Genomic DNA, 26,317 nt, shown 5'->3' with positions numbered 1-26,317 from the left:
CTCAGCGGATCATGGCCTCCACCTCGGCCACCACCAGGGAGCGGGCCGGGGAGTCCGCGGGCAGCTCGCGCAACGCCGCCTGCAGCAGCTGCGGGTCGGCCAGCTGCCGGCCCAGGCGCAGCAGCTGGTGGGCACTGCCCCGGTCCATTGCCACCTCGCGCAGGGCGGCGTGCGCCCGGGCCCGCAGTTCCACGATGCCCGGCGCCTGGGAGCGGGCCAGCATGTCCGCCGGGTGCAGGGCCAGCGCCTGTTCCAGGTCCCCGGATTCCAGTGCCTGCCACAACCGGCCCAGACTGGTGTGCAGATCCCATCCCAGCCGGTAGGGGCGGGCGGCGATGCTGCGGCCCGGGACGGCGGCCAGCACCTTGCGCAGCCGAACGATCTCGGCGCGCACCGTCCCGGCGGCGGCCGCATCCGGGAATTCGAAGAGCCGCTCGACCAGCTCGGCGTTGCTCAGCCCCCGCGGGTGGGCGCCCAGCAGGGTGAGGATCTCGGCGTGGCGCAGCGAGATGGGCTGGCCAGACAGTTCCGGGCCCTCGGCGGCGCCCAGATCCAGGAAGTCCCCGCTGTCCGGACGGTGGGCGGGCCCCGGCAGCAGCAGCTGGCTTTCGGCGGCCGCCACCGCGGCACGCAACAGCGGCAGGGAGTGCACGGCGATGGCCTCATCCCCGCCGGTCAGGTCCACCGCGCCGATGATCCGCCCGGTCTTCGGGTGGTGGATGGGCGCTGCCGAACAGTTCAGGTGATGCACGTGCTCGTACAGGTGCTCGGCCCCCGAAACCTGCACCCCGTCACCGGTGGCCAGCGCCAGCCCCGGGGCGGAGGTTCCCACCGAACTTTCGGCCCAGTTCGCGCCCGCGGCGAACCCCACCCGTTCGGCCCCGTCCACGGAGGAGCCGCTGCCGGCCACCCACAGCAAGGTGCCCTGGGCGTCGGCGAGCGCCACCAGCAGGTTCGCGTCGGTGGCGGCGGGCACCAGTAGTTTTTCGAACACCGGCCAAATCCGCTGCAGCTCACTGCGTTCGCGAGTCAACCGCAGCCGCTCATCACTGAGCACCGCCGGTTCGCGGCGGATCCCGGGAATGGACAGGGAGCGCTTCCAGGATTCGCGCACCACGTTGCGCAGCGGCAATGCGTCGATGTTCCCGGATTGGCTGCCAAGCATTTCGTGGGCGCGCGCCGCCTTGCGGGCCTCTGCCGTCCAGTCGATGACCGCTCCCCCCATGCCACTCCAAACCCCGAAGCGTAGACCCGTGCCTAAAACTTTTGATCGTGGAACATCAGACTAGGGCAAATCCGCGGGCTTTTGAAGGGCGCCGCCGCCAGGGCGCGCACCGATGCGTGGTTCTTTTCCCGCAACAGTCCCACCTTGGGAGACAATGACGGTTAATCTCGTTCCCCAGTGATTGGACAACACCGTGAAGTTCACCTCCTTGCGCCGCGTTGCCGGCGCCGCTGTGCTGATGCTGGCGGCCGCTGTCATCGCCGTGCCCGTGCTGGCGCCCGCGCCTGCGGGTGTCGCGCCCCAGTCCCGGCCCTTCCCGCTGCAGGAGGCCTTTGTCCCGCAGGGTTCGCTGGCCGAAGCCGTCAGCGAGCTGTCGCTGCAGGATCGGGCCGCGGTTTTGTCGGGACAGCCGGCCACCATTGTGGTTGATGTCCAGACGGGCAAGATTATCCAGGTCCAGGAGCTCCCCTAGGCGCGTTGCCGGCTAGCCACGCAGATCCCGGCGCCGGTACAGCCCGAGGGCCAGGGCACCGAGCAGCAGCGCCGCGGCGGTGAACCCCGCCGCCGGGACGGCGGATGCGCCCTCGCGCACGATTTCCAGTGCCACGATGGAGGTGAATGGTTCGGCGTCCATGACCCATTGCGGCACATTCAGCAGTGGCCCGTAGGCGCCGATCAGGATGCAGCCAACCAGCAGCACCCAGACTAGCGCTGCCCCGCCGCGCACCTCGATGCCCAGCGCCACCATGGACAGCGCCAGCCAGCAGGCCACCACCGGCAGGTACCACAGGCTCGCGGCAACAAAGCTCCCGAGCACCGGAGCGGCCAGCGCGGAACCGGCCCCGATCCCCAGACCCAGCCCGGCCATAGCCAGCAGCAGTGCACTGCCCAGCAGACCCAGCAGCATCTGGTGTCCCATCAGCCACCACCGGGACACCTGCAGCGCCAACACCACCTCACCGCGGTGGTGCAGTTCATCGCGGCGCAGCCGGTGCGGGCTCTGCACGGCGAAGACGCCCACCACCATCGCGAAGAAGGCCAGGAACTTGGCCAGCGCGGCCATCACCAGCTGATCCAGTTGGGCATCCGCCCCCGGCGCCCCCAACAGGGCCTGGAGCTGGGGCAACTGGGCGAAGGCATCGGCCACCGCCCGGGCCAGGGAGCCGGTGAGCACCGCGGCTACCAGCACGGCGGCAGCCCAGCAGAGCATCCGGTTGCGCTCCATGCGCAGCCCAAAGCCCAGCAGGGTACGGCCCAGCATCCCAGCCTTCCCCCGGCCGGCACGCTGGGCAATGACGGCGGCACCGACCTCCCGCCGGGCCTGCAGCGCGAAGGCGGCAGCGATCAGGAGCACCCCCAAACCCAGCACCAGCCACAGCGGCCAGACGCGCTGCTGAACGAAGAGCCGCTGCTGCTGGATCCACCCAATCGGGCTGGCCCAGGACAGCACACCGCCCCCACGCTGCCCGGCGTCCCCCACGGCACGCAGCAGGTAGGCCAAACCCAGCAGCATTCCCGCCCAGGCGCTGGCCGTGCGCGCCGTCAGGCTCAGCTGCGCACACAGCACCCCGACGCCGGTGAACACCGACCCCAGCAACAGCAGCCCGAGGGCGAATCCAAGGCTGCCGTTGGCCTCGAAGCCGCAGGCCCGCAACGCCAGAAACACCAGCACAGCCGCACCGAGGTTGGCCGTCAGCCCGGTACCCACGGCGGCACCCAGCGGCGCGAACCGGCCCACCGGCAGCGCCCGCAGCAGCTCGGTACGCCCGGCTTCCTCATCGCCCCGGGTGTGGCGCACCGCCAGACGCAGGGACATGATCGCCACGGCCACCGCGAAGCCCCCGAGCAGCTCGTTGGCCGTCATGGCCTGCGGCGTATAGTCCTCCAGTCCGTACCCGGGCCCGGACAACATGGCTCCGGCCGGCAGCCCAATCACCTGTGCCCGGGCCTGCAACCCGTCCGGGCCCATCACGGTGTGCACCGCCTGGACCATGTAGTACAGCAGGCCCGCCATCACCAGTGACCAGACCAGGATGCCCCACCGGGAGGCGAACAACATCCGCCGCCACAGGAGCAGTGCGGCGCCGAACCCCTGCCGGCGCACACCCACCTGCGCATGCCGCCCCCCGCGCCGGGCGCTCATCGTCCCGCCCCGGCCTGATAGTGGTGCAGGAACAGCTCCTCCAGGCTCGGCGGAGTGCAGCTGAAGGAGTGCACGGTGTACCCGCCAAGCACCCGCAGCAGCCCGGCCACGCGCTGCTGCTCGATGCTGAACCGGATCAGCCCCTGCTCCTGGTGGACCGCCTCCACTCCCTGCAACCCGCGCAGCCGCTCCAGCGGAATGTCACTGGAAAGCACCACATCACTGCGAGTCAGGTGGCGCAGCTGTTGCAGGGTTCCGGATTCCACGCTGCGCCCATCGCGGATGATGGTGACGTGGCTGCACAGCTTCTCCACTTCGGCCAGCAGGTGGCTGGAGAGCAGCACGGCGGTGCCGCGCTCGGCTGCTTCCTGCACCGCGTGCTGGAACACGCGTTCCATCAGCGGGTCCAGGCCGCTGGTCGGCTCATCGAGGATCAGCAGATCCACGTCACTGGACAGGGCGGCCACCAGGGCCACCTTTTGCCGGTTGCCTTTGGAATAGGTGCGGGTCTTGCGCCGCGGATCCAGTTCAAAGCGTTCAATCATCTCATCGCGCCGCGCCTTGTCCACGGCGCCGCGCAGCGCGGTGAGCAGGTCAATCACCTCCCCACCGGTCAGCTTCGGCCACAGGTTCACCTCCCCGGGGACGTAGGCCAACCGCCGATGCAGGGACACCGCCCCGCGCCACGGATCAGCCCCGAAAAGCCGCACCCGGCCCGCATCGGCCCGCAACAGCCCCAACAGCACCCGGATGGTCGTGGTCTTACCCGACCCATTGGGGCCAAGAAAGCCATGGATCTGACCGGGAGCCAACTCCAAATCCAGGCCCCTTAGCGCCTCGACGCGTCCGAAACTCTTCCTCAGTGCGGAAATCTGGATGATCGCCTCGCCCATTGCGCCCCCTAGCGTGCTCTGTCCGCCCCCTCGGTGGTGACTTAGATGCTAGGCTCCGGGCGACGCCTTGGGAAGAGCCGGAGCCGTCGCCCTGATTCCCGGTGACTTATCACCTTTTCATTAGGTGAATTCTCATCTGACTAGCGCCCTAGTGAATCGCGGAGATTTTTCTGCCCCGCCCCCTTCCCAGCCCGTGCGGCATCCGGTATTGTACAACCAAATGGTTGTACAAGAGTTGAGCGATGAGCAGCTGAACCGTGTCTTCCGTGCCTTGGCCGACGCCACACGACGTGACATCGTGCGGCGAACCCTTTACGCCGAGGTCAGCATCTCGGACCTGGCGGCGGACTACGACATGTCCTTCGCCGCGGTGCAAAAGCATGTGGCCGCGCTTCAGGCGGCGGGCCTGGTCCGCAAGATCGCACGTGGCCGCGAACGACTCGTTCGGGGCCAGCCGGAAAGACTCCGGCACATCACGCAAACACTCTCAGCCTTCGAGGACATCTGGCGCCAGCGCATCGATCGCCCGGATGGCTTCCTCGCCGACGAGGCACCATCCTAAGGAGCACGCCATGCCCGTCACCTCGGTCCTCAAGGACGCCGACACACTGACCCTCACCGTGCACGCCGAATTCCCCGTGTCGGTCGAACGCCTCTGGCAGGCCTACCTCGACCCGCGCCAGATCGAAAAATTCTGGGGGCCTCCGGGCTACCCGGCCACCTTCACCCGCCACGACGGCTGCGCCAACGGCTTCAGCCACTACTACATGACCTCCCCCGAGGGCGAGACGTTCCACGGCTACTGGCAGTGGAGTGGACTTCTCGAACACAGGCTCTTCGAGGTCATCGACGGCTTCGCCACGGCCGAAGGGGAACCAAATCGGCAACTGCCCACCACCCGGGTCAGCTTCGCCTTCAGCCCGTGGGAAGAAGGCTCGAAATTGACGGTCACCTCCCACTTCAATTCCGTCGAGGACCTGGAGCAGCTGCTGGAAATGGGGATGGATGAAGGCCTGCGCCTGGCCATGGGACAGCTGGACCAGGTGCTGGTCGACCTGGGTGATGTGGCCCTGGCACGGCCCACCGAGGCCCAGCTGCTCAGCGACACGAAGGTGCGCATCAGCCGGGTCATCCGCGGCAACCGGGAGCAGGTCTGGCACGCCTACCACGACCCCCAAATGCTGCGCCGCTGGATGTTCGGCCCGGACGGCTGGGGGCTGACCGAATGCGTGGTCGGCAGCGAGGTAGGGCAGGAGCACCGTTCCTGGTGGGAACCGCAGGCCGGGTCGGGGCAGGAAGGATTCGGCTTCTGCGGCCGAATCCTGGCCCGCCAGGCCCCGGTCTACGAACGCACCACCGAGCAGATGATCGGCACCGATTCCCCGGTCACCGTCAATGAGCTGACACTGACCCCGGCGCCCGGCGGAACCCTGTTGACCCTGGTGATCACCTACCCGGACGCCCACACCCGCGACTCGATCCTGGGCACCGGCATGACCGACGGGATGGAGGCAAGCTACGCCCGGCTGGACTCCCTGCTCTGACCGTGCGCATCCCGCGCCCCGGCACCCGCCGGGGCGCGGGGCGATGTGCGGCATAGGCTGGACGCCAACCCACCAAGATTGTGAAAGACTTGGATCCATGACTTCCCATAATGTGCGTGCGGGCCTGGACAAGCAGGCAAACCAGGTTCAGGAGATGTTCGACAACGTGGCACCCCGCTACGATCTGCTCAACACCCTGATGACCGGCGGCATCGTCAACTACTGGCGCAAGCTCACCACCGAGGCCGTGAACCCCAAGTCCGGGGAGCGGATCCTGGACCTGGCCGCCGGCACCGGCACCTCATCGGTTCCCTTCGCACAGGCCGGGGCGAAGGTCACCGCCTGCGACATGTCCCACGGCATGCTTGCCGAGGGCCGCAAACGCCACCCGGAACTGGAATTCGTGTACGGGGACGGCACCGATCTGCCGTTTGAGGACGACACCTTTGACGCGGTGACCATCTCCTACGGGCTGCGCAACATCTCCGACACCGAAAAGGCGCTGTCCGAGATGCGTCGGGTCACCAAACCCGGCGGACGGATTGTGGTGGCGGAGTTCTCCACCCCCACCTTCGCCCCGATCCGGATTGCCTACCAGCAGTTCCTGCCCCGGGTGATTCCGGCGCTGGGCTACCTGGTCTCCTCCAACCCCTCGGCGTACGCCTACCTGGCGGAGTCGATTGCCGCCTGGCCGAACCAGCAGCAGCTTGCCCACAAGTTCCTGGCCGTCGGCTGGCAGAACGTGGAGTTCCGCAACCTCACCGGGGGCATCGTTGCCCTGCACCGGGCAACCAAGGCGAAAGAAGATTGAGCAGACGGCACTGGTGACCCCTTGGCCACCTAATCTCGTGATCCTTACGCGCCCGAAAGGACCGTTTCAGCTTTGATTACACGATCACACCCACGAAGCGTTAGCCCGCGGGCACTATTTCGCTTCTTCGCCATTGCAGAGGTAGTTACCTGGGCTGGGCTGATTACCGGCCTTATTTTGCGCGCTACCGATACCGTCAATATTGTTCCCATCACAGGGGGCGTTCACGGCTTCGTATTTCTTAGCTACGCGGTTACGACGGTTTTCGTGTGGGTTAATCAGAAGTGGAGTCCGTCAGTGGGATCGACGGGACTGGTACTTGCCATCATCCCTTTCGCAACAGTTCCCTTCGAGCTCTATGTACATCGTCATGGCCTTCTGGACGGAGACTGGCGTCTCGCCCCGGGCCGCGACGCCCCTAAGGGATTAATTGAACAGATGCAGGCGTTTGTATTACGTAGACCAGTAATAGCAATCCTGCTTTTACTGGTACTCGTAGTCGTGCTCTTCAGCACCTTGCTCTATCTGGGCCCGCCAGTCCCTCGCGCGTAAAAAGTGCAGAAAACGACACCCACTCGTTGACACACATCTTTGCTTCCCTATCTGCGTGTGAAATCGCTGCGTAGACAACAGCAAGCACGGATTAAAGCCATCCACCGCAGGCGCATTCGCGAAGTGAAGCTCCTAATAGGTTCTTTCGTGATTCTGTGAATACGCAGTAGATGCCACCCGCGGAGCCCGAGGGCTCGCTGCGTCGTGTGGATCCGCCAAAGATTACCTGAGTTGCGGCCGGGGCCTACGGATTCGCCGCATCCTGCCCTTACACTGGGACGAAAGCACGTTTTTCAGCCACGGAAGGCCCCCATGAGTTACCCGCAGCGCACCGTCGAGGTTCAACCCACCGGGCTGGTCATCGACGAGTCCGCCACCTTGTTGTGGCATGACATCCGCCGCGCCTTCATCTATGAAAGCACCTCCGGATCACGGACCCTGACCTGCGCCGAGTTCATCCTCACCGAGGGGTACAGCGTGGAGATCAACAGTGAGATGCCCGGCTGGGATTCGGCGCTTCAGCACCTGCCCCAGCGCATCGAGAACCTGGTGGACGAACGCTAAGAGGTGCCGGGCGTTAGCGGCGGCGGGACGTTGACGCGCTGCGGCCCACGCCCTAGGATCGGGCGCATCCCCGCCTCTCCCACTCTCAGGAGCCCCCATGGCCGAAGTCATCTTGTTCCACCACGTGCAGGGCCTGACCGACGGGGTGCGCGCACTGGCCGATGAATTGGAGCAGGCCGGGCACGTCGTTCACACACCGGACTTCTTTTCCGGCGAATTGCCGCCCGACATTCCCTCCGGGATGGAGCTGGTGCAGCGGCTCGGGCAGGAGACGGTGAACCAGCGGGCCGATGAGCTGGTGAGCGCCCTGCCGCAGGATCTGGTCTATGCCGGGATCTCCTGGGGCGTGATGTTGGCCCAGCGCTTCGCCCAGCAGCGGGCCGGGGCGCGTGGTGCCCTGCTGCTGGAGTCCTTTATGGACCCGCAGGCCCCCTGGTCCTTCGGGCCGTGGCCGAGTACCGTGCCGGTGCAGATCCACGGCATGGCTGATGACCCGTTTTTCGCCCATGAAGGGGACCTGGACGCGGCGCAGCAGTTCGTGCAGGGTCCGGGCGCCGGGCTGGCGCAGGTTTTCACCTACCCGGGACGGGCCCACCCGTTCACCGACAGTTCCCTGCCCGGCCACGATCCGCAGGCCACTGCGCTGCTGATGCAGCGCGTCGGGGTGTTTCTTGAGCGGCTCGCCGCGTCCCCGGACCGGTCCACGCCATAACCGCCTCGCCGCGGGTGCGCGAAACAAAAACGATCGGGCCCCACGAGGTGTTCCTCGCCGGACCCGATCTTGATGGTGCGCCCTGTGGGGCTCGAACCCACGACCAATGGATTAAAAGTCCAGTGCTCTACCAACTGAGCTAAAGGCGCACGGCATTTAGCCAAGATCAATGTTACCCGATCACCGCCACCCGCTCTTAATCCGCAGGTCAGCCCGGTGCTAGCGCTCTCGCCCACGGGGTGTGCCAGCTAACTGCCCCCGGGCGCCACGGTGGCGTAGACTGGCTGGCCGCGGCTTTTAGACCACCCACCCAGCAACAGGGAGTATTCTCGACACCATGAAAGGCCCACGCGCAGGTTCCAAGGTCCCCCACGACTCCGGATTCCGCCACCACAAGCCCAAGCCATTCACCCCCCGCGAGTTCGAAGCCTACGTGGGTGGTGCCGATCCCGCGCGCGTTTCGGAAGCCGCGCACCTTTCGGCCCGCGCCTTTGTGCACGGCGGGCTGGCCAACCAGGATCCGAAGGTCAGTGCCCGGCTGGTGGCCGTGGCCGAGGATGAGGGCATCGAGGTGCTGGCCGAGCTGTGGAGCGAAGCCCCGGCCCGCTCGCTGCCCGGTGCCCTGTGGCGGCTGTACGCCATCCGCACCGCGACGCTGAACAACCCGGAGGTGATGGCCACCCGGTTCCGTGCCGGGGCCGAGCGGGCCGAGGTGGACCGGATCGTGGCCGGGGCGGCGGAGCCGCCGACAGCCGATGAGCTGCGCAGGATGGCCGACTCGATTCTCTCCGGCGCCTTTGACGGGGACTTCGCCCATGCCCTGGAACGCACGGCCGCCTATTGCCGGGTCATCGCCCTGGGCATGGCGGAGCATGCGGACGCCGCGGATCTGGCCAATGCGGTGCGCGGCAGCGTGCTGACCCAGCGGGCCACCGCCCTGGTGCGCACCGCCGAGGACCTGGAGGCCTGCGCCCACATGTGGCGCAATGATTGCCTCGATTAGCCACGGGCGCGATAAGTTGTAGCTTGGCAGATTCCAGGCGACCAGGGCGGGCAGATTGAGCGAAGAACCACGACGGCCAGCTACGGGCACCGGCCGATGGCTTCTGGTTCTGATTCTCACCGCAATTCTCACCCAGACCACGCTGAACCTGGTGCGCCCGGTGACCACCTACAAGCTGCTGACCTTCTCCGCCGGGCCGGTGGCGGTGGGTTTGACCACCGCAGCCTACGCCCTGCTGCCGCTGCTCAGCGCCATGTGGCTGGGAAGGGCCAGTTCCCGCATCCGCCGCATCCGCTACCTGATGCTGGCCGGGGTGCTGCTGTTCGTGCTCGGCGCGGCGGCCATCGCCAGCGCCCCGGGCGTCCTGGTGGTGGCCGCGGGCAGCGCGGTGCTGGGCATGGGCCACCTGATGTTCACCATTGGCGGGCAGTCCTCCATTGCCCGCTTCTTCCCCGATGACCAGTTGGACAAGGGGTTCGGCTGGTTCACGGCCGCCTATTCGGTGGGCCAGTTCCTTGGACCGCTGCTGGGCGGGCTGATCCTGGGCAACGATGCGCAGCTGCAGTCCACACAGCGTTCCGGGGACATCGCCCTATCCCTGTGGCTGGGCGCGGTGATTGCCGCGGTGGCTATCCCGCTGCTGCTGCCGAACCTGCAGCCACGCCGGGCAGGACGCACCGAGGCGGTGGATGGGCCGGCCCGGGCGCAGGGTGCACCGGCGCGCTCCCAGGCCACCATTCTTTCCATCATCAGGATCCCGGGGATGGCCTCGCACATGTTCGCCTCGCTGACGCTGCTGGCGATCATTGACATCCTGGCCGCGTTCCTGCCGCTGGTGGCCGAACATCACGCGGTGGCGCCGACCACCGTCGGGGTGCTGCTGGCGGTGCGCGGCGCCGCCTCGGTGCTCTCCCGGCTGATCCTGCCGTGGGCCTCGAAGCGCTTTGACCGGCAGAAGATGGTGCTGGGAAGCCTCTTCGGCTCCGGGCTGGCCATCGCCCTGGTGCCCCTGCTGATGGAGCACCTGGGCGTGGCCTCGCTGGCGCTGTTCGCCGGCGGGTTCCTGCTGGGCCTGGGCCAGCCGCTGACCATGACCATGGTCTCCACCTCCGTGCCCGGGCAGGACCGCGGTGCTGCGCTGGCGGTGCGGCTCATGGGCAACCGGTTGGGCCAGGTGGTGGTGCCGATGGTGGCCGGCACCGCGGCGGTGGGCCTGGGCCCGGCCGGGGCCATCTGGTTCTGCTGTGCCCTGCTGGCGGCCAGCGGGCTGGAAAAGTCACTGCGCCGCCGCGCCACCTGAGGCCCGGCGGGGCAGGCTCGCCCCGCAGCCGCCGCGTCCGGATGCGTGAGATCCAGCACGGAAGCTGAAATCGGTTGACATCTACCGGGGCAAGCGAGAAAACTGGACTCTGGTGTCGGGCCGCTGGTAACCCCGGGCTCCAACCATTAGCCGCTGCGAGCGGCCTTCCGCCGAGAGGCGTTCCCGGTCCGGCACCACCAATCACGGTTGTTAACCTTCCCGACGTACACTGTTCAACGTCAGTCCTCCCCCAATGAAGTACGACTTGAATGGTGCGCCGTAAATCGTGAAGTTCCAGCTCTTTCCCTCCGCCTCCCGCGGACTTGAATTGTTGCGAGACCTGGCCGCGCTGATTCACGGCGCGGTGGACACCCTGGCCGAAATGATCGGCAACGCCGAGGGCCGGGAGCAGACCCTGCGCTCCCTGGCCGAGGCCGAAACCAAGGCCTCCGACCTGCACCACGCGGTGCTCACCCACTTGCGCACCTCCTACCTGTCCACGCTGCCGCGCGAAGACGTGTACACCTTCGCCCGGCTGCTGCACGAGACCATTGAGAAGCTGCGCGGCACCGGCGAGCTGATCGCGCTGGTGGGCTCCACCCCGCTCTCCGCCCGGGCCTCCGAGCAGTTGGACCTGATGGGGCAGCTGGGGGAAATGGCCACCGCCTCGCTGCGCCAGCTGCACCACCTTGATGACCTGGAGGACAACTGGCTGCAGATGCTGCACGTCTCCAAGCGCATGGCCCGCACCCATCTGGCCTGGAGCGTGGAGAACGCCTCCTACTCCAAGGCCTCGACCATGCACCGCCACCAGCTGGTGGCCGATCAGCTGCAGGACGCGTGCACCGTCATGCGCCAGTTCACTGATCACCTGGGCCGCGTCCTGGTCAAGGAGTCCTAAGGGCAATGACCACCATCCTGTGCGCTATGGCCGTGCTGTTGACCCTTGGCTACACCACCCTGAACGGTTTCCGTGACGCCTCCACGGCGGTGGCCGCAGCGGTGCGCACCCGGGCCCTGACCCCGGGCATCGCGGTCACCGTGGCGGCGATCTTCGCCTTCCTGGGCACCCTGGCCAGCTCCAGCTTCGGTTTTTTCCTGGTTAACCGCCTGGATGTCAGCCTGCCCGAGGGCAACGCTGGACTAATGATGCTGATCTGCGCGCTGCTGGCCGCCTCCGGCTGGGGACTGTTCTGCTGGTGGCGGGGCATGCCGACCTCTTCAACGCACGCGCTGCTCTCCGGGATCGCCGGGGCCACGGGCGCGGCGGTGCTGCTGGGGGCCCTGCCCGGCGGCAGCGGCCTGGACATCCTGGCCAGCGGCGTACTGCTGCCGCTGGTGGTCACCCCAATTGTCGCCTACCTACTGGCCTATTTCCTGGTCCTGCCCGCCACCTGGCTGATCCGCCACGAAACGGCGCGCAATGTCAGCGCCCGTTCACGAGCCGGCCAAGCCCTGGGCGCCTGCGCGGTGGCCCTGGGGCTGGGGCTCCAAGACGGACAGCGTTCCGGGGCCATGCTGATGCTGGTATTCATTACCGCCCAGTCCATGGAGCCGGGAACCACCCCCTGGGCCCTGCAACTGACCGCGGCCGCCTTCCTGGCCTTCGGGGTGTTGCTGGGCGGCTGGCGGATCACTCATACCCTGGAGCACCGGCTGGTGAAGATCGACCCGCTGCGCGGCATGGTCGCCCAGGGGGTGGCCGCGGGGCTGCTGTATGTCGGCGCCCTGCTGCTGCACCTGCCGCTGTCCACCAACCAGTCGGTGACCAGCGCAATAGTCGGTGCCGGCGCCAACCAGCCCTTTGAGTCGGTGATCTGGCGCAACGTCATGCGGGTCGTGGGCCACTGGCTGGCCACCCCGGTGGTGTGTGTCCTAGGCGGCGCCGTCCTGGCGCTGGCGGCCTATCCCCTGACCCAGCTGTAGTCCCAAAGCCAGTCCCGGGGCTCGGGGATGAACAATTCCTCGATGGCGCATTCGAAACAGCTCGCCAGCCGGAAGGCCGGCGGAAGGGACGGGTCATACCGACCTTTCTGCGATGAAATCAACGTCTTCCGCCAGACGCCAGCGCCTGGGCGAGCGCCGACTGGGACAGCCCCAGGACCCTGCGGAATTCGGCCAAGCGGTTCCGCATCAGCCTTCGGCCCGTCTTGGCGAGCGGTAGTGGGCGGCGAAGTCGAGTATCACCAGCAGCACTGCCACCAGCACCAGGTTCAGCGGCGCGCGCCCCCGGGGAGAGTCGAAGATCCTCGCCCGGTTCCCACCACCAGCAGCAGGTCGGCAAACACGGCGCTGGCCGCCCGGCCGTACCAGTGGCTTTCGACCGAGGACGCGACATCTTCGATGGCTGCGGCCAGCGTCTTGCGTTCCACGCCTAGCGCCCAGCAAAGGGCAACGGTCATGTAAAGCACCATCAGCGACCCCAATACCGCGCCGAGCACTGGCCAATCCCCGCGGTGCTCAGCCCGAAAAGCACTCCCAGGCCCAGCGCCAGCAGTAGCGCGCAGGCCAGCGACACAGCGATCAGCGTCGCCGGCGGGCCTCCAAACAGTGCCCTGTCCCAGCGGAACTTCGCCACCTCCCTAACCATCTCAACACCGTTCCCCTCGACCGATTGTGCCCTGACGGTTGCAGTTGTGGAAGCCGTCGAGGAGCTGGCAGCTCGCTCCGCCGGGAGCCGGCTAAAGACTCCTCTGGTGGGAGTGCTCGACGAGGCCGCCAACGTCTGCCGGTGGCGCGATCTGCCGAACCTCTACAGCCACTATGGTTCCCGCGGAATCATCCTCATGACCACTCTGCAGAGCTGGCCCCAGGGCATCGAGGTATGGGGTAAATCAGGGATGAAGAAGCTGTGGAGCGCATCGAATATCCGCGTCTACGGCGGCGGTGGCACCACCCATGACGGCAGCTTCCTCAAAGACCTTGTCCGCATGATCGGTGACTATGACCGTCTGACTTCCTCCACCTCATACGGACGCGGACAGCGCACCGTGTCGCAGCAGCTTCACCGTGAGCGCATCTTGGACGTGGACGACCTGGCGGCCATGCCCAAGGGACGCGCTGTGGTGTTGTCCTCGGGCAACCGGCCCACGCTGATCCGCACGCAGCCATGGATGGCTGACCCGCACGCCGACGCCGTGCGGGCATCCATCCTGGCCCATGACCCCGAAGCCGAGAAGGAACTCTCGGTGATTGAATCCGCATTGAGCACGGAGGGCGCATCATGAGCGACTGGGGAGAGGACGAATACACCGAAAACGAGGGGCAGCCTTCCGCTGTCACGGATACATCCAGCTCGCCTGGGCGAGTGTTTGGGCTCGACATTGGCGGGCTTGCCGGTGAATACGTCGATGCGGAGGTCAAAGCCTCGGTCCGCAAGCAGGTCAATGACGTGGCCACGGCCGCGGTCGACGAAGCAAACTGAGGAGTTGTTGGAATCCCTCAGGCAGCGAGCCGGCCAGGCGGCAGTGGCCGCCGTGACCGAACAGGTCGAGGCCAACCAGGCGGCCGACGAAGGCCAGGACGACGACGGCGAGGAGGAACCGGAGGAAACCCTCTACTACGGTTCCGTCGATGAGTTTGTTCGTGAGTACCTGCGCAATGTCTATCGCCGGGCGATCAACGGCCGCGCACGGGTCTGGGCTGCCCGGTGGTGGGAATACGATGAGGCAGTGATCCGTCTGGAAGCGCTATGGCGCTCCTGGGAACACCTGCGCACGGACCCCAGCACCGGCATGAGCGTGTGGTGGCGCGATCACGCGGACCACCATATGGCGGTATTGATGGACCCGGACGGGCCGTTTTCCTCGGCAGCGGATGCCGACGAAAACAAGTCCAAAAAAGGGCAGCCATTGCCCTATGTCCCACCCCCGGCAGGATTGTTCACAGACCAACGACTTTCGGAACAACATTAAGCTAAAACAGCGACCGTACATCCACCCCATGAGTTGGATGCACGGTCGCTGTTCTGCGCCAAGAAATACGGTCAGCAGTCTTGAGCTTTAGTTCAAAGAAAAAATCCACCCGATAGTATTGACAAATCTTTCGGCATTTAAGGAAGGATCAGCATAATACTCAGCTTGCAAGCTCATGACCATCTCTTCGTCTTCAAGCTGATCAATTCGAAGCATGCCGGTATTACCGCCACTCATGGCAAAATCACATAGTGAATCAGCTTTCAAGCAATCTACAACTAAGTCTGGGTCCCCCGTCGGGTCAATGTCCCTGATATTCGTTTGATAAATCGATAACACGAGCGAGACTGGCTGAACGGTTCCGTCTATCAGCAGCTCTAGAGAACCTTCTGTGGTGCGTACATTAGGGACTTCAAGATCCTCTTGTAGCCGACTAACCTCTCCATTAGGATGCTTCCAGTCAACAGCAAATGATCGAACCTCTTTTTGCTCGAACTGGAGGACTGGAGGAAGCTCAAGTGCATCCGGAGTCAACGAAAGAACATCCTGTTCCTGAGTTTGTTCAGGCTTCACAGCAACTGCACCACCGTTTTCCACTGAGCTAGCCATGTTAGAGCTACACCCAGTAAGCGTCGATAAAGATATGAGCGAGCAGCCGATCAGTACGCCAAGTTTAATTGTTGCAGTAGAAACGGGTTTCAATGTCACTTGAAGTCCGACCTGAGAAGTTCGTCGTTCCAAAAGTTACTCGATGATAGCCATTCCCTCGATAAGTCTGCGCGGAATTCGAGGAGCAGACAAACTTTGAATGGACATCAATCTTCGACATCGTTTTCTTCTTTACCTCACGCTGGTGGAAAGAAGCACGATGCCATAGACCGACCCATCCCTTCTTCATGATCTCAGCACCTGTAACTTGGTAGTCAGGCGCTTTACGGCAGTCCTTAATTCCGCTATGCAGCGACCCAAAACCACTACTTTTGTGAACCCGCTCTGTGTATCCTGCACAGCGCCACGGATTCATTCCAACTTGCGCCTTAGCTTCGGCCATAGTGGCCACCCCTACAGGTGCATTCGTGGCAGATACCTCTAATGACTCTTTGGACGAATCCACAAAAGGAGATGCGTCATCAGGTTCCCAATTTGCGTCTTGGAGGATAGATGAGATGACACTATCAGCCTTTTCGTCAGGCACATCTGCCGCTTGTGCCGGCGCGGCAAGCGAGACTGAAAGGCATAAAACAGCCGCGATCGAGGAGATTACTTTGGTTGCTTGTTTCAAAATTCACACTCAAGTTGTTTAAAGTTGCGACTATTTGAGCCGAGATTATATTACTTATACAACTACTGCAAAAACAAACCTCTAGTCATGAAATATTTCAGATGGATTTGACTATTCGCCTATCATGCCAGACATAGTGAGCGTAAATGGCAAGACCTCCGAATACGACATAGCAGGCAACACAAAGAAGGGACCACACCTGGTCGGTGCGGTCCCTCTTTGTGTTGTGGGTCGTGGGCTCGGTTCCCACCGATCCAGGCCCGCTCGTTGGACTTGGGCGCCGTGGCCGCGGGTCTTGCGGGCCTTGGGTGCCTTGGCCTTCCCAACACCCTTAACGGCCTCGGTGGCGGGCTTGCCCTGGCTAACATCAGCCCGCATACGCGTGGCCACCACCTCATGGTCAATTCCCTGGGCTTCGAGACTCTGAGCGGTGCCTGCGCGGCGCTCGGCACTGTCGTAGACGGTGCGCCCGTCCTCTCGGGCACGGCCCGCCTGTGCCTCGCGCTGTTCAGCTTCGGCGGTCGCACGCACGCGTTCCTCGAGGTCCGGCTCATGCTCGGCAGCCACCCGGGATTCCTCGGCCCGGCGCTCGTCCTGGTCTGCCATCGTCATCAAACGTTGCGCTTCGGCTCGTTCCTGCTCTGAGCGCGACTGCTCGGCGGCCGCGGCCGCCCGTTCATGCTCGGACCTGGCCAGCTCGCGTTGGACCGCCTGGCGAACTGCCTCGGGGTCCGCGCCCGCATTCTCGACGTCGACCGAGTAGCGGGTGCGCAGCTCATCTCTCATCCTCTGTTCAGCTCGCACCGCTTCGGGTTCTTCCTTGGACCAGGCGCGGACCACCTGGTAGGTGTGGCCGATCTGTTCCGGGGTGGCCCGGTCCCACCACTCGGCGCGATGAACGTTGCTCATCTCTGCCCGGGCGGCGCGCTGTTCTGCAGCGAACCGGGATTGCAGCTCGCGATCTTCCTGCTCGCTGGCCGCTTGCACTCGGCGTAAAGCTTCCTCGCGGGCTCTGGCCATCCGTTCGGCAATCTGCCCGGTAGCGGTGACCAGGACTCTCAATTGGCCTTCGAAGGCTTCCTCAATTCCATCTGTTTCCTCGGCCATGATCGGCTCCCTTTTCTATCGTTCCGGGCCTCGGTCCGTACCCGGCGTGGTTCTCTGATGGGTCTTGGCTGGCTCGATCTTGTTGGAGATGGGTGAAGCCGCCGCGGTTGCGGGCTTAGCCTGCCCGGCGTGCAGCCGGTCCAGCACGGCCTATGCCGCACTGGCGCGGCCGGTAAAGGACCGCTGCGCGGAAGATGCGGCAGTAATCCATGTAGGACTGAGTTTCCGGCTGATGCTGCGGGAGCGCCCGCCAGGCTTCGTTGCCGTGCCGTCCAGGCGTCGTGTCAGTCCAAAGCGTGGTAAAACCGGCGATAGTCCACCAGCCTGGATAAAGAGTGTGACCATGTTCAGCACGTTCTTCTAAAATGGGCAAAATCGGGCAGCCAAATGACCAGGACAAGCTTCCTCGACAGGTGGCGTGCGTATTAACCCGGGTATTCCATGGCAACGGCAGTCATTAACTGACTTAAAAGAAGAAAAGGTGACCTGAACTGGAAAAATAGGAGTTGTTGAAGCTCTAAATCACCAGATCAAAGGATCACCTTTTCAGTGAACCATTCTACCCACGTTTTCCCTGCCCTCCCGACCCAACGCACCAGCCAAGCCCTCGTCTCCCATGCTGGGTTGTCGGTGCTCACCAGCTTCCTGAACGCCCTGGGCTTCCGCCAGCTTTGCGAAGACCGGTTCAGCCAGTTCGTGCCAGCCACCGCAACACACCGGCCAGGAAAGATCCTCGGAACATTGGCGTTGTCGTTGGCCGCCGGTGGCGAGCAGGCCGCTGATATCGACCAGCTACGTGTCGCTCCAGGGCTCTTCGGCCCGATAGCGTCCGATGCCACAGTCAGCAGGTTCATGGGCCGCATCAAGGACCAGCCAGAAGCTTTCGAGTATGGCTTCGCCACCATGACCCGCAGCCTGCGCTCCAAAGCTTGGGCTGCAGCCGGGTCACGGAATCCTGCCCGGCTGGCCACGTCAGCCAACCCGCTGATCATCGACATCGATGCCTCGCTAGTACACGTGCACTCCGACAAAGAGAACAGTGCCGGCACGTATAAAGGCGGGTACGGATTCTCACCCATGATCGCCATGGCCGACTACGGCAAGACGAATGGAACCGGCGAAGTGTTGGCCGTGCAGTTGCGTCCGGGAAACCGGGGCGCAAATTCCGCGAAATCCCATATTGGAGTCCTCAACCAGGCGTTGGCGCAGCTGCCTGATGATTTCTATGACGAGCACGGAAACCTGCATGGAGAGAAGATTCTGGTCCGCACCGATAGTGCCGGCTCGTCCCGTGAGTTCTTGCACCACCTGCAGTCGCTGGGGATTCAGTTCTCCACTTCGTATTCGTTGCCGGTGCTCAAGGAGCGGTTCATCCGGTGGATCGATGAGAAGAAGTACTGGGAACCGGCCCTGACCGCTGGCGGGGAGCAGCGTGATGATGCGTGGGTGATCGACGCGAGCAAGGTGATCGAGCTGAATGACTACCCACCAGGAACAAGGATTTATTTGCGGGCTGAGCCGTTGCATCCCGGGGCGAAAGCGACTTTGTTCGATACGGACGGGAACCGGGTGACCGCGTTCTTGACCAATAGCCCGCGGTTCAACGTGGCGTTCCTCGATGCCCGGCACCGGGCGCGTGGCCGGTGCGAGAACAGGATCAAAACGCTGAAGAGCACGGGGTTGGGCAAACTGCCTTATTGGTCTTTTACCGCGAACCAGGCATGGGCTGATCTGGCAATGTTCGCAGTGAATCTGGTGTCCTGGCTGCAGCTGGCGGTGTTGCCTGGTGGCCATGAGGCAGGCTGCTGGGATTTGAAGCGGTGGCGGTACCGGCTGTTTTCAATGGCCGGCAAAATTGTCTCTGGCGGCCGGCAACGCCGGCTGCTGATCCCCAAAAATGCGCCGGAAGCTCAGCTGCTATTCCAGCTTCAGCAGAATATTAGGTTGCTGTTCCAGCGGTGGCGGCACGGCGAGCTCGCTGCCTGAACTGGCGGTTGTCCTGTTATTTCTTTGGTTTCGAAAGGTCATTTCAGTCCAGGTTGGTGGAGCCTGGCACCCAGCGCTGGTGGTTCAGGCGCTCTTGGTCGTGCGCGCAACCGGAAACGGCCACCGGGAATCACTCGGTAATGGATTTCGGTGGCCGTGTAAGGCGTGATGAAACATCTGGGTTAAACAGCCGGTGGCCCACCCGCACGCGGGTGGGCCACCGGCCTGATCCCCTCCAGGATCCCCCGGAAGACCCCCTTCCGGACCGCCCGCCGCCAACGGCAGCGGACGAATTCTGTGCTTCCGCGCCTACCCGAAGCGGCCCGAGACGTAGTCCTCGGTGGCCTTCTGGGCAGGGTTGGAGAAAATGGTAGCGGTGTCGTTGTACTCGATGAGCTTGCCCGGCTTGCCGGTGCCGGCAATGTTGAAGAAAGCGGTCTTGTCGCTCACCCGGGCCGCCTGCTGCATATTGTGGGTCACGATCACCACGGTGTAGTCGTTCTTCAGCTCATTGATCAGGTCCTCGATCGCCAGCGTGGAAATCGGGTCCAGGGCCGAACAGGGCTCATCCATCAGGATCACGTTCGGCTTGACCGCAATGGTGCGGGCAATGCACAAGCGCTGCTGCTGGCCACCGGAAAGGCCGGAGCCGGGCTTGTCCAGGCGGTCCTTGACCTCGTTCCACAGGTTGGCCCCGCGCAGCGACTTCTCCACCAGCGCCTCGGCATCCGAGCGGGAGATCTTCTTGCCGTTCAGCTTCACCCCGGCCAGTACGTTGTCGCGGATGGACATGGTCGGGAACGGGTTCGGGCGCTGGAAGACCATCCCAATCTGGCTGCGCACGGTCACCGGGTCCACCCCGGCCTCATAGAGGTTGTCCCCGTCCAGCAGCACCTCACCCTCGACGCGGCCGCCGGGAATCACTTCGTGCATGCGGTTCAGGGTGCGCAGGAAGGTGGACTTGCCGCAGCCGGAGGGGCCGATGAAGGCGGTGACGGATTTGGCGGCGATGTTGATGTTTACATCCTGCACGGCCAGGAATTTGGAGTAGTAGACGTTCAGGTCTTTGACGTCGATGCGCTTTGACATGGTGGTTGGGTCCTTTGGAAAAACTGTGGGTGACTGGTCCGGAGCCGGTGCGGCTCAACGGCCCTTCTTGGGGGCGAAGATCGAGGCGACCAGGCGGGCGACGAGGTTCAGGGCCATCACCATCAGGATCAGCAGCAGGGCAGCGGCCCAGGCACGCTGGATTGACGGGTCGATGTTCGTCGGGCTGGTCGGGGTCAGGATCTGGTAGTAGATGAACGTGGGCAACGTGGACATCCAGTTGGCGAACACGTTCAGGTTGATGTTGCTGGCGATGCCGGCGGTGACCAGGATCGGGGCGGTCTCACCAATCACCCGGGCGATGGCCAGGGTGACGCCGGAGGCGATGCCGGAGATCGCGGTGGGGATGACCACCTTCAGGATGGTGCGCCAGCGGCGCACGCCCAACGCGTAGGAGGCCTCACGCAGCTCGTTCGGCACGATCTTGAGCATTTCCTCGGTGGAACGCACCACCGTGGGGATCATCAGCACGCTCAGCGCGACGGCCGCGACAATGCCCATGCGGGCGTTGGGACCCAGGATCACCCCGAAGAACGCGGCGGCGAACAGGCCGGCCACGATCGAGGGGATGCCGGTCATCACGTCGACGAAGAATGTGATCGCCCGGGACAGCAGCCCGCCCTTGGAGTATTCGACCAGATAGATGGCGGTGAGCATGCCCACCGGCACCGAGATGATGGTCGCCCACAGGGTGATCAGCAAGGTGCCCATCAGCGCGTGGTACGCCCCGCCGACGACCGGCCCGCCCTCGGCTACGCTCTGGTTGTCCACCGCACCGGTGACCCCGTTCATTGAACTGGTCAAGAAGTGCAGGCTCATCCCCGGCAGGCCCTTTTCCAGCACGGTGTAGATCACCGAGGCCAGCGGGATCAGCGCCAGGATGAAGGCGCCATAGATCAGGTACAGGGCCAGCGCGTTCTTCCCGCGCCGGGCCCCCTCGACAATGCCGGTGGCCGTGGTGGCCCCGATGACGAACAGCAGCGCCGCGTAGATCGCGAAGCTGGCCACCGAGAACCCGCCCAGGGTGGACAGCGCCGCACCCAGGATGACGGCGCCGGCCGCGGTCGCCGGCACGGCCCATCGCGGCAGCTTGCCCTTGGCCAGCGCGTTGCGGGTGCGCGGAGCCAGCTCGGCGCGGGACTGGGCGGAGCCGGAGGTGGACTTTGGCTGTGGGGTTTTGGTCAGGCTCATCAGTTCGCTCCCGAGAATTCCTTGTGGCGGGCGATGATGGCCCGGGCAATCATGTTGACCACCAGGGTGATCACGAACAGCACCAGGCCGGCGGCGATCAGCTCAGCCAGTCGCAGGCCGAACGCCTCCGGGAAGTTCAGCGCGATTTCCGCGGCGATGGTCTGGTTGCCGGACTGGATCAGCGACGGGATCAGCGCACCGGTGGACAGCACCAGGGCCACCGCCATCGTTTCGCCCAGGGCGCGGCCCAGGCCCAGCATCACCGCGGAGATGATGCCGGGGCGGGCGAAGGGCAGCACCGCGGTGGTGATCATTTCCCAACGGGTGGCGCCCAGCGCCAGGGCGGCCTCCTCATGCAGCTTCGGGGTCTGCAGGAAGATTTCACGGCACAGCGAGGTGATGATCGGCAGCACCATCACCGCCAGCACGATCCCGGCGGTGAGCATGGTCTTGCCGGTCTGGCTGGCCGGGCCGCCGAAGATCGGGATGAAGCCCAGGTTCTCTGCCAGCCACTGGTAGCCGGGCACCAGGGCCGGGGCCAGCACCAGGTAGCCCCAGGCGCCGTAGATCACCGAGGGGATCGCGGCCAGCAGGTCGATGACGTAGCCCAGCGGGCCGGCGATCGAACGCGGGGCGTAATGGGAGATGAACAAGGCCACCGCGATGCCGATCGGGGTGGCGATCAGCAGGGCGATCGCCGCGGCGATCACGGTGCCGATGATGATCGGGAAAATGTAGGCGAAGAAGCCCTCGCCGCCGGAGATCTCCGCCGGGTCGGCGGTGAAGGTGGGCAGGGCCTGGATGAAGAGGAAGACCGCGACCGCGAACAGGGTCAGCAGGATCAGCACGCCCGCGGACAGCGCCGCGGTGGAGAAAATCCTGTCCCCGGCGCGCCCGGCGGTCGAGCCGCTCTTCAGGGCATTGGTGGTCATGGGATAAGCCTTCTAGTGGGGTCGTATGCCGGCGGGTTTACCGGCGCGAAGGAGGGTTGGAGGGGTGTGGCGCGGGCCGGGCTGCGGCCCGCGCCGGATGGTGCACTGGCCTATTCGGCCACGGTGATCGAATCGATGGCCGCACCGGCCTGCTCGGCGATGGCCGAGGAGAGCGGGGCGTTGCCGGCCGACTCCTGGGCGGCCTTCTGGCCTTCCTCGGAGACAACGTAGTTGCCAAAGGCCTTGACCAGGTCCACGGTCTGCTGATCCTTGTAGCTGGAGCAGTACACGTGGTAGGAGACCAGCACGATCGGGTAGGTGCCGGCCTCGGTGGTGTCGCGCGCCAACTCCAGGGCCATGTCGTGCTCACCGCGGCCCTCGACCGGGGTGGCCGCCTCCAGGGCCTTGGCCGCGGCCTCGGCGGAGATTTCGGTGTACTGCTGGCCGACCTTCACGTTCACGGTGGACAGCTTGCCCACCGCGGAGAAGTCGGCGTAGGTGATCGCCCCGTCGGTGCTCGAGGTGGTGGAAACCACCCCGGAGGTGCCCTTGGCGTTCTCCGACTGGATGTCCTTGGGCCAGTCGCCGGAGACCTCGTAGTCCCACACGTCCCCGGCCGCGGCCTTCAGGTACTCCACGAAGTTCTCGGTGGTGCCCGATTCATCGTTGCGGTGCACCACGGTGATCGCGGTGTCCGGCAGCTGCACGTCCGGGTTCTGGCTGGCGATGGCCTCATCGTTCCACTTGGTGATCTCCTTCTTGAAGATCTTGGCGATGGTCGGCGCATCCAGGTTGATGCTTTCCACGCCCTCCAGGTTGAAGGCGATCGCAATCGGGGAGACGTAGGCCGGCACGTCGAAGGCGCCCTCGGGGCCGCAGACCTTCTTCGAGTCGGCCAGCTCCTCTTCGCTCATGTAGGCGTCGGATCCGGCGAACTGGGCGCCGCCGGCCAAGAACGCCTTGCGCCCGGCGCCGGAGCCATCCGGGGAGTACTGCACCTGCGCGCCAGAGTTCGCGGCGGCAAACGCGTTGGTCCAGGCGTCCATGGCCGAGCTCTGGCTGGAGGCGCCGGCGCCGGTCAGGGTGCCCGAAACGCTGGCGGCGGTGTCCTGGTCGCCCGAGGGGCTGCTCTGCGCGGCGCCGGTCGGGTTGTCTGAACCGCAGGCGGTCAGGGCCAGGGCGGCCACGGACAGCACAGCGGCCGCACTGGAGAGGCGTTTGAAGTTCACGAGTGTTTCCCCCATATTCAGGAATTGCGGTGTGGTGTGACCGCCATACAGGCTTTAGGTCTGCCTTGAGCGTAGGCAGTGCAGGTAACCAGCACCCCCGGCGAAGGTGAACGGAAGGTTAACACCGCCGCGCGCCGCTATGAACCGCCTCACATCCCGGCGTCCCGAGCCCCACCATCGACAGTGCGTCATGATGCCCCCATCGGCGCGGCAGGCGTGAAAGACTGGTTGTCATGGCCAGTGCACCGAACCTCAGGCGCGCCCGGCTCTTCGTGCGCCAGCGCAACCGGGTGGGGCTCACCCGTGCCTGGAACTCCCTGCCGCGCATTATCCGGATGACCATTGCGGCGATCGGCGCATACTGGATCGCCGATTCCCTGCTGGGGCACACCCAGCCGATCTTCGCCGCCACCAGCGCGCTGGTGGCCTCCGGCTTCGGCACCGCCACCACCATGCGCAAGGTGCTGGAGGTGGCGGTGGGATGCACCCTGGGGGTGGCGATGGGCGACTTCCTGATGCACTGGTGGGGCCAGGGGCTGTGGCAGGCCGCCGCGGTGATGTCGCTGAGCCTGCTGGTGGCCCGCTACCTGAACTCCGGGCCGATCTTCTCCACCCAGCTGGGCATGCAGTCCGCGCTGGTGGTGCTGCTGCCGATCTCGGTGGATGGGCCCTTTGCCCGCTCCCTGGATGCGGTGGTGGGGGTCACCCTGGCGATTCTGCTGATGATCCTGCTGCCCAGCGATTCGCGGCGCACCCCGATCGCGGCGCTGTCCGAGCTGCTGCGTGAGATGGCCGAGGTGCTGCTGGAATGCTCCTGGGCGGTGCGCGATGACGACCACCGTTCCGCGTTCCATGCCCTGGTCAAGGCGCGCGGCACCCAACGCCACGTGGACAAGCTGCCGGCCGCCTTCTCCGCCGCGCTGGAGGTGGCCACCTTCGCCCCCACCCAGCGCCGGCACCGCCAGGAAATCCGCCAGCTCTCCGAACGCAGCGACCACTTCGATTTGGCCGCCCGCAACCTGCGGGTGGTGGTGCGCCGCCTGGCCGCCGTGCTGAGCCAAAGCGCGCTGAGCGCCGAGGGGGCCGAGCAGATCACCGCGCTGCTGCGCGAACTGTCCGAGGCGGTGGGCACGCTGGCGCATTCGGTGCGGGAACCCACCGTGGCCGGGCAGCACAAGTACGAGCGGCTGGCCCGCCACCAGCTGCAGGACTGCGCTGCGAAGCTGGACCCGCACCAGATGGGCATCGAGGGGTTGCAGGGCGAGGGCCTGGTGCTGCTGCTGCGCCCGATGGTGGTGGACCTGCTCAAGGCCGCCGGCGCGGACACCGAGGAGGCCACCTCCGCCCTGCCTCCGCTGCACCGCTAGGCACCCATGCCCGAACTGTCCGGTCCCGTGGGTAGCATGAATCCATGAGCAAGACCGCGCGTACGAAGAATTCCGCCAAGTTCCGCTGCGCCGAATGCGGCTGGACCACCGCCAAATGGGTGGGGCGCTGCGCCGAATGCCAGGCCTGGGGCACCGTGGAGGAAGTCGGGGTCGTTGCCGCGCGCACCACCGCCGCGGCCCGGGTGGCCAACCCCGCCCAGCCGATCGCCGCCATCGACGCCTCCCAGGCTGCGTTCCGCACCAGCGGGGTCACCGAACTGGACCGGGTGCTGGGAGGCGGGCTGGTGCCTGCCGCGGCGATCCTGCTGGCCGGGGAACCCGGGGTGGGCAAGTCCACGCTGCTGCTGGATGTCGCCGCCAAGGCCGCCCGCAGCGGGCTGCGGGTGCTCTACCTGACCGGGGAGGAATCCGCCCCACAGGTGAAGTCCCGGGCCGAACGCATCGACGCGGTCGCCGATTCGCTCTACCTGGCCGCGGAAACCGACCTGGCCCTGGCGTTGGGACAGATTGCGGAGATTGACCCGCAGCTGCTGATCCTGGACTCGGTGCAGACCTTCTCCAGCGCGGATGTGGACGGGGCCTCGGGCGGGGTGTCCCAGGTGCGCGAGGTCGCGGCCAGCATCATCAACGCCGCGAAGACCCGGGCCATGACCACCATCATGGTGGGGCACGTGACCAAGGACGGCTCGGTCGCCGGGCCGCGGCTGCTGGAGCACCTGGTGGATGTGGTCTGCCAGTTTGACGGGGAGAAGCATTCGCGGCTGCGACTGCTGCGCGCCCTGAAGAACCGCTACGGGCCGACCGATGAGGTCGGCTGCTTTGACCTGACCGAGGACGGGATCGAGTCCCTGTCGGATCCCTCGCGGCTGTTTGTCACCCGCACCAAGCACCCGGTGCCCGGCACCTGCATCACCGTCACTCTGGAGGGGCGCCGGCCCCTGGTGGCGGAGGTGCAGTCGCTGCTCTCGCGTTCCGCCGGCCCGGCCCCACGCCGGGCCACCAGCGGCCTAGACGCGGCCCGGGCCCAGATGGTGTTGGCGGTGCTGCAGGCCAGGGCGCGCATGGACCTGTCCGGGATGGACTCCTACATCGCCACCGTGGGCGGGGTGAAGCTCTCCGAACCGGCCACCGACCTGGCCTGCACCCTGGCGGTGGCCTCCTCGATGCATGACTTCGCGCTGCCGCAGGACTTCGTGGCGTTCGGGGAGGTCGGACTGGCCGGGGAGGTGCGCCAGGTCCCGGAGATTTCCCGGCGGGTGACCGAGGCGGCGCGGCTGGGCTTCTCCTTCGCCATGGTTCCGGCCACCCCGCAGCCGTTGAAGAACATCCCGGCCGGGATCAGGGTGTTCCAGGTCGAATCGATCGCCGAGGCGCTGGATCTGGCATTCAACCAACGCCAGAAGCAGGCAGGATAGGATTGATCCGTCCCGCCCG

The 26,317-nt window shown here is 65.3% G+C and carries 28 protein-coding genes and 1 tRNA gene; 17 read left to right on the top strand and 12 right to left on the bottom strand.

Annotated elements, in window-relative coordinates; genetic code table 11:
• Position 1 precedes the first annotated feature (1 nt).
• Positions 2 to 1,225 carry a transcriptional regulator gene (locus tag AC6I21_RS00695; RefSeq protein ID WP_497762890.1) on the bottom strand — a complete coding sequence of 408 codons (1,224 nt, stop codon included), beginning with the start codon at positions 1,223 to 1,225 and terminating at the stop codon, positions 2 to 4.
• 193 nt (positions 1,226 to 1,418) lie between these two features.
• Between AC6I21_RS00695 and AC6I21_RS00690 the strand changes: the two genes are divergently transcribed.
• Positions 1,419 to 1,697, top strand: a complete 279-nt coding sequence (locus AC6I21_RS00690) for a hypothetical protein (RefSeq protein ID WP_138174676.1) — start codon at positions 1,419 to 1,421, stop codon at positions 1,695 to 1,697.
• Positions 1,698 to 1,709: 12 nt separating this feature from the next.
• Here AC6I21_RS00690 and AC6I21_RS00685 read toward each other — a convergent pair whose 3' ends face one another.
• Together AC6I21_RS00685 and AC6I21_RS00680 are read right to left on the bottom strand one after the other, a co-directional pair.
• The gene (locus AC6I21_RS00685) at positions 1,710 to 3,368 is read right to left on the bottom strand and encodes an ABC transporter permease (RefSeq protein WP_497762889.1); all 1,659 of its coding nucleotides are present in this window, start codon (positions 3,366 to 3,368) and stop codon (positions 1,710 to 1,712) included.
• Entirely contained in the window at positions 3,365 to 4,261 is an 897-nt protein-coding gene (locus AC6I21_RS00680; RefSeq protein WP_396277689.1) for an ABC transporter ATP-binding protein, read from the bottom strand. Before AC6I21_RS00680 ends, AC6I21_RS00685 begins: the two co-directional genes overlap by 4 nt.
• Before the next feature lie 220 nt (positions 4,262 to 4,481).
• Between AC6I21_RS00680 and AC6I21_RS00675 the strand changes: the two genes are divergently transcribed.
• From AC6I21_RS00675 to AC6I21_RS00650, 6 genes are all read left to right on the top strand, one after another.
• The gene (locus AC6I21_RS00675) at positions 4,482 to 4,823 is read left to right on the top strand and encodes an ArsR/SmtB family transcription factor (RefSeq protein WP_497763394.1); all 342 of its coding nucleotides are present in this window, start codon (positions 4,482 to 4,484) and stop codon (positions 4,821 to 4,823) included.
• A 10-nt stretch (positions 4,824 to 4,833) separates the two neighbouring features.
• A complete protein-coding gene (locus tag AC6I21_RS00670) occupies positions 4,834 to 5,805 on the top strand; it encodes an SRPBCC family protein (RefSeq protein WP_497762888.1) in 972 nt (323 codons plus the stop codon).
• A 97-nt stretch (positions 5,806 to 5,902) separates the two neighbouring features.
• A complete protein-coding gene (locus AC6I21_RS00665) occupies positions 5,903 to 6,616 on the top strand; it encodes a demethylmenaquinone methyltransferase (protein WP_497762887.1) in 714 nt (237 codons plus the stop codon).
• Positions 6,617 to 6,688: 72 nt separating this feature from the next.
• Positions 6,689 to 7,168 (top strand): DUF3817 domain-containing protein, encoded by a 480-nt coding sequence (locus AC6I21_RS00660; protein WP_497762886.1) that lies wholly within the window; start codon positions 6,689 to 6,691, stop codon positions 7,166 to 7,168.
• A 312-nt stretch (positions 7,169 to 7,480) separates the two neighbouring features.
• Complete coding sequence (locus AC6I21_RS00655; RefSeq protein ID WP_497762885.1) at positions 7,481 to 7,732, top strand: hypothetical protein; 252 nt, start codon at positions 7,481 to 7,483, stop codon at positions 7,730 to 7,732.
• Between the two features lie 97 nt (positions 7,733 to 7,829).
• Positions 7,830 to 8,444 carry a dienelactone hydrolase family protein gene (locus AC6I21_RS00650; RefSeq protein ID WP_497762884.1) on the top strand — a complete coding sequence of 205 codons (615 nt, stop codon included), beginning with the start codon at positions 7,830 to 7,832 and terminating at the stop codon, positions 8,442 to 8,444.
• Between the two features lie 73 nt (positions 8,445 to 8,517).
• Here AC6I21_RS00650 and AC6I21_RS00645 read toward each other — a convergent pair.
• Positions 8,518 to 8,593, bottom strand: a tRNA-Lys gene (locus tag AC6I21_RS00645).
• A 188-nt stretch (positions 8,594 to 8,781) separates the two neighbouring features.
• Between AC6I21_RS00645 and AC6I21_RS00640 the strand changes: the two genes are divergently transcribed.
• The 4 genes from AC6I21_RS00640 to AC6I21_RS00625 all read left to right on the top strand — a co-directional run bounded on the left by AC6I21_RS00640 (position 8,782) and on the right by AC6I21_RS00625 (position 12,673).
• The gene (locus tag AC6I21_RS00640) at positions 8,782 to 9,447 is read left to right on the top strand and encodes a hypothetical protein (protein ID WP_138174693.1); all 666 of its coding nucleotides are present in this window, start codon (positions 8,782 to 8,784) and stop codon (positions 9,445 to 9,447) included.
• A gap of 55 nt (positions 9,448 to 9,502) precedes the next feature.
• Positions 9,503 to 10,747 (top strand): MFS transporter, encoded by a 1,245-nt coding sequence (locus tag AC6I21_RS00635; protein ID WP_138925429.1) that lies wholly within the window; start codon positions 9,503 to 9,505, stop codon positions 10,745 to 10,747.
• Positions 10,748 to 11,033: 286 nt separating this feature from the next.
• The gene (locus AC6I21_RS00630) at positions 11,034 to 11,648 is read left to right on the top strand and encodes a hypothetical protein (protein ID WP_497762883.1); all 615 of its coding nucleotides are present in this window, start codon (positions 11,034 to 11,036) and stop codon (positions 11,646 to 11,648) included.
• Between the two features lie 5 nt (positions 11,649 to 11,653).
• Entirely contained in the window at positions 11,654 to 12,673 is a 1,020-nt protein-coding gene (locus AC6I21_RS00625; protein WP_497762882.1) for an inorganic phosphate transporter, read from the top strand.
• Positions 12,674 to 12,960: 287 nt separating this feature from the next.
• On the opposite strand, the gene AC6I21_RS00620 is transcribed toward AC6I21_RS00625, so the two are convergent.
• Positions 12,961 to 13,149: a hypothetical protein gene (locus AC6I21_RS00620; RefSeq protein WP_138174701.1), complete on the bottom strand. Its 189-nt coding sequence runs from the start codon at positions 13,147 to 13,149 to the stop codon at positions 12,961 to 12,963.
• A gap of 294 nt (positions 13,150 to 13,443) precedes the next feature.
• On the opposite strand from AC6I21_RS00620, the gene AC6I21_RS00615 reads away from it, so the two are divergent.
• Genes AC6I21_RS00615 through AC6I21_RS00605 form a run of 3 tightly spaced genes read left to right on the top strand, consistent with a single transcriptional unit; the run spans position 13,444 to position 14,661 of the window.
• The gene (locus tag AC6I21_RS00615; protein ID WP_497762881.1) at positions 13,444 to 13,974 is read left to right on the top strand and encodes a type IV secretory system conjugative DNA transfer family protein; all 531 of its coding nucleotides are present in this window, start codon (positions 13,444 to 13,446) and stop codon (positions 13,972 to 13,974) included.
• The gene (locus AC6I21_RS00610; protein WP_497762880.1) at positions 13,971 to 14,171 is read left to right on the top strand and encodes a hypothetical protein; all 201 of its coding nucleotides are present in this window, start codon (positions 13,971 to 13,973) and stop codon (positions 14,169 to 14,171) included. Before AC6I21_RS00615 ends, AC6I21_RS00610 begins: the two co-directional genes overlap by 4 nt.
• 52 nt (positions 14,172 to 14,223) lie before the next feature.
• Positions 14,224 to 14,661, top strand: coding sequence for a DUF4913 domain-containing protein (locus AC6I21_RS00605; RefSeq protein ID WP_497762879.1), 438 nt, complete (start codon positions 14,224 to 14,226; stop codon positions 14,659 to 14,661).
• Positions 14,662 to 14,748: 87 nt separating this feature from the next.
• On the opposite strand, the gene AC6I21_RS00600 is transcribed toward AC6I21_RS00605, so the two are convergent.
• The 3 genes from AC6I21_RS00600 to AC6I21_RS00590 form a co-directional block, all read right to left on the bottom strand.
• Positions 14,749 to 15,270: a hypothetical protein gene (locus AC6I21_RS00600; protein WP_138174703.1), complete on the bottom strand. Its 522-nt coding sequence runs from the start codon at positions 15,268 to 15,270 to the stop codon at positions 14,749 to 14,751.
• Positions 15,271 to 15,334: 64 nt separating this feature from the next.
• A complete protein-coding gene (locus tag AC6I21_RS00595; protein ID WP_497762878.1) occupies positions 15,335 to 15,943 on the bottom strand; it encodes a hypothetical protein in 609 nt (202 codons plus the stop codon).
• Between the two features lie 111 nt (positions 15,944 to 16,054).
• On the bottom strand, positions 16,055 to 17,050 hold the full coding sequence (locus AC6I21_RS00590) for a hypothetical protein (RefSeq protein ID WP_497762877.1): 996 nt from the start codon (positions 17,048 to 17,050) through the stop codon (positions 16,055 to 16,057).
• A 549-nt stretch (positions 17,051 to 17,599) separates the two neighbouring features.
• On the opposite strand from AC6I21_RS00590, the gene AC6I21_RS00585 reads away from it, so the two are divergent.
• On the top strand, positions 17,600 to 19,036 hold the full coding sequence (locus AC6I21_RS00585; RefSeq protein WP_497762876.1) for an IS1380 family transposase: 1,437 nt from the start codon (positions 17,600 to 17,602) through the stop codon (positions 19,034 to 19,036).
• Between the two features lie 309 nt (positions 19,037 to 19,345).
• On the opposite strand, the gene pstB is transcribed toward AC6I21_RS00585, so the two are convergent.
• The 4 genes from pstB to pstS all read right to left on the bottom strand — a co-directional run bounded on the left by pstB (position 19,346) and on the right by pstS (position 23,510).
• Positions 19,346 to 20,125 (bottom strand): phosphate ABC transporter ATP-binding protein PstB, encoded by a 780-nt coding sequence (pstB, locus tag AC6I21_RS00580; protein WP_138174705.1) that lies wholly within the window; start codon positions 20,123 to 20,125, stop codon positions 19,346 to 19,348.
• A gap of 54 nt (positions 20,126 to 20,179) precedes the next feature.
• Positions 20,180 to 21,334, bottom strand: coding sequence for a phosphate ABC transporter permease PstA (pstA, locus tag AC6I21_RS00575; protein ID WP_138925424.1), 1,155 nt, complete (start codon positions 21,332 to 21,334; stop codon positions 20,180 to 20,182).
• The gene (pstC, locus tag AC6I21_RS00570) at positions 21,334 to 22,266 is read right to left on the bottom strand and encodes a phosphate ABC transporter permease subunit PstC (RefSeq protein WP_138174709.1); all 933 of its coding nucleotides are present in this window, start codon (positions 22,264 to 22,266) and stop codon (positions 21,334 to 21,336) included. Before pstC ends, pstA begins: the two co-directional genes overlap by 1 nt.
• Positions 22,267 to 22,376: 110 nt before the next feature.
• Positions 22,377 to 23,510: a phosphate ABC transporter substrate-binding protein PstS gene (pstS, locus tag AC6I21_RS00565; protein WP_138925422.1), complete on the bottom strand. Its 1,134-nt coding sequence runs from the start codon at positions 23,508 to 23,510 to the stop codon at positions 22,377 to 22,379.
• Positions 23,511 to 23,728: 218 nt separating this feature from the next.
• Between pstS and AC6I21_RS00560 the strand changes: the two genes are divergently transcribed.
• Complete coding sequence (locus tag AC6I21_RS00560; RefSeq protein WP_343831806.1) at positions 23,729 to 24,862, top strand: FUSC family protein; 1,134 nt, start codon at positions 23,729 to 23,731, stop codon at positions 24,860 to 24,862.
• 44 nt (positions 24,863 to 24,906) lie between these two features.
• On the top strand, positions 24,907 to 26,298 hold the full coding sequence (gene radA, locus AC6I21_RS00555; RefSeq protein ID WP_138925420.1) for a DNA repair protein RadA: 1,392 nt from the start codon (positions 24,907 to 24,909) through the stop codon (positions 26,296 to 26,298).
• The last annotated feature ends 19 nt before the right edge of the window (positions 26,299 to 26,317 follow it).

The organism is Glutamicibacter sp. St.4D3 (assembly GCF_059728615.1).
Note: the sequence above shows the minus strand (reverse complement) of the source record. Positions and strands in the feature narration are given on the sequence as shown.

What these genes read in the sequence shown, in the direction of transcription:
- AC6I21_RS00665 (WP_497762887.1), top strand. Translation starts at nt 5,903, where the DNA reads ATGACTTCCCATAATGTGCGTGCGGGCCTGGACAAGCAGGCAAACCAG.
- AC6I21_RS00685 (WP_497762889.1), bottom strand. Translation starts at nt 3,368, where the DNA reads ATGAGCGCCCGGCGCGGGGGGCGGCATGCGCAGGTGGGTGTGCGCCGG.
- AC6I21_RS00560 (WP_343831806.1), top strand. Translation starts at nt 23,729, where the DNA reads ATGGCCAGTGCACCGAACCTCAGGCGCGCCCGGCTCTTCGTGCGCCAG.
- pstA (WP_138925424.1), bottom strand. Translation starts at nt 21,334, where the DNA reads ATGAGCCTGACCAAAACCCCACAGCCAAAGTCCACCTCCGGCTCCGCC.
- AC6I21_RS00680 (WP_396277689.1), bottom strand. Translation starts at nt 4,261, where the DNA reads ATGGGCGAGGCGATCATCCAGATTTCCGCACTGAGGAAGAGTTTCGGA.
- AC6I21_RS00655 (WP_497762885.1), top strand. Translation starts at nt 7,481, where the DNA reads ATGAGTTACCCGCAGCGCACCGTCGAGGTTCAACCCACCGGGCTGGTC.
- AC6I21_RS00600 (WP_138174703.1), bottom strand. Translation starts at nt 15,270, where the DNA reads ATGGCTAGCTCAGTGGAAAACGGTGGTGCAGTTGCTGTGAAGCCTGAA.
- AC6I21_RS00590 (WP_497762877.1), bottom strand. Translation starts at nt 17,050, where the DNA reads ATGGCCGAGGAAACAGATGGAATTGAGGAAGCCTTCGAAGGCCAATTG.
- AC6I21_RS00675 (WP_497763394.1), top strand. Translation starts at nt 4,482, where the DNA reads ATGGTTGTACAAGAGTTGAGCGATGAGCAGCTGAACCGTGTCTTCCGT.
- pstB (WP_138174705.1), bottom strand. Translation starts at nt 20,125, where the DNA reads ATGTCAAAGCGCATCGACGTCAAAGACCTGAACGTCTACTACTCCAAA.
- AC6I21_RS00640 (WP_138174693.1), top strand. Translation starts at nt 8,782, where the DNA reads ATGAAAGGCCCACGCGCAGGTTCCAAGGTCCCCCACGACTCCGGATTC.
- radA (WP_138925420.1), top strand. Translation starts at nt 24,907, where the DNA reads ATGAGCAAGACCGCGCGTACGAAGAATTCCGCCAAGTTCCGCTGCGCC.
- AC6I21_RS00695 (WP_497762890.1), bottom strand. Translation starts at nt 1,225, where the DNA reads ATGGGGGGAGCGGTCATCGACTGGACGGCAGAGGCCCGCAAGGCGGCG.
- AC6I21_RS00625 (WP_497762882.1), top strand. Translation starts at nt 11,654, where the DNA reads ATGACCACCATCCTGTGCGCTATGGCCGTGCTGTTGACCCTTGGCTAC.
- pstS (WP_138925422.1), bottom strand. Translation starts at nt 23,510, where the DNA reads ATGGGGGAAACACTCGTGAACTTCAAACGCCTCTCCAGTGCGGCCGCT.
- pstC (WP_138174709.1), bottom strand. Translation starts at nt 22,266, where the DNA reads ATGACCACCAATGCCCTGAAGAGCGGCTCGACCGCCGGGCGCGCCGGG.
- AC6I21_RS00670 (WP_497762888.1), top strand. Translation starts at nt 4,834, where the DNA reads ATGCCCGTCACCTCGGTCCTCAAGGACGCCGACACACTGACCCTCACC.
- AC6I21_RS00650 (WP_497762884.1), top strand. Translation starts at nt 7,830, where the DNA reads ATGGCCGAAGTCATCTTGTTCCACCACGTGCAGGGCCTGACCGACGGG.
- AC6I21_RS00610 (WP_497762880.1), top strand. Translation starts at nt 13,971, where the DNA reads ATGAGCGACTGGGGAGAGGACGAATACACCGAAAACGAGGGGCAGCCT.
- AC6I21_RS00620 (WP_138174701.1), bottom strand. Translation starts at nt 13,149, where the DNA reads ATGACCGTTGCCCTTTGCTGGGCGCTAGGCGTGGAACGCAAGACGCTG.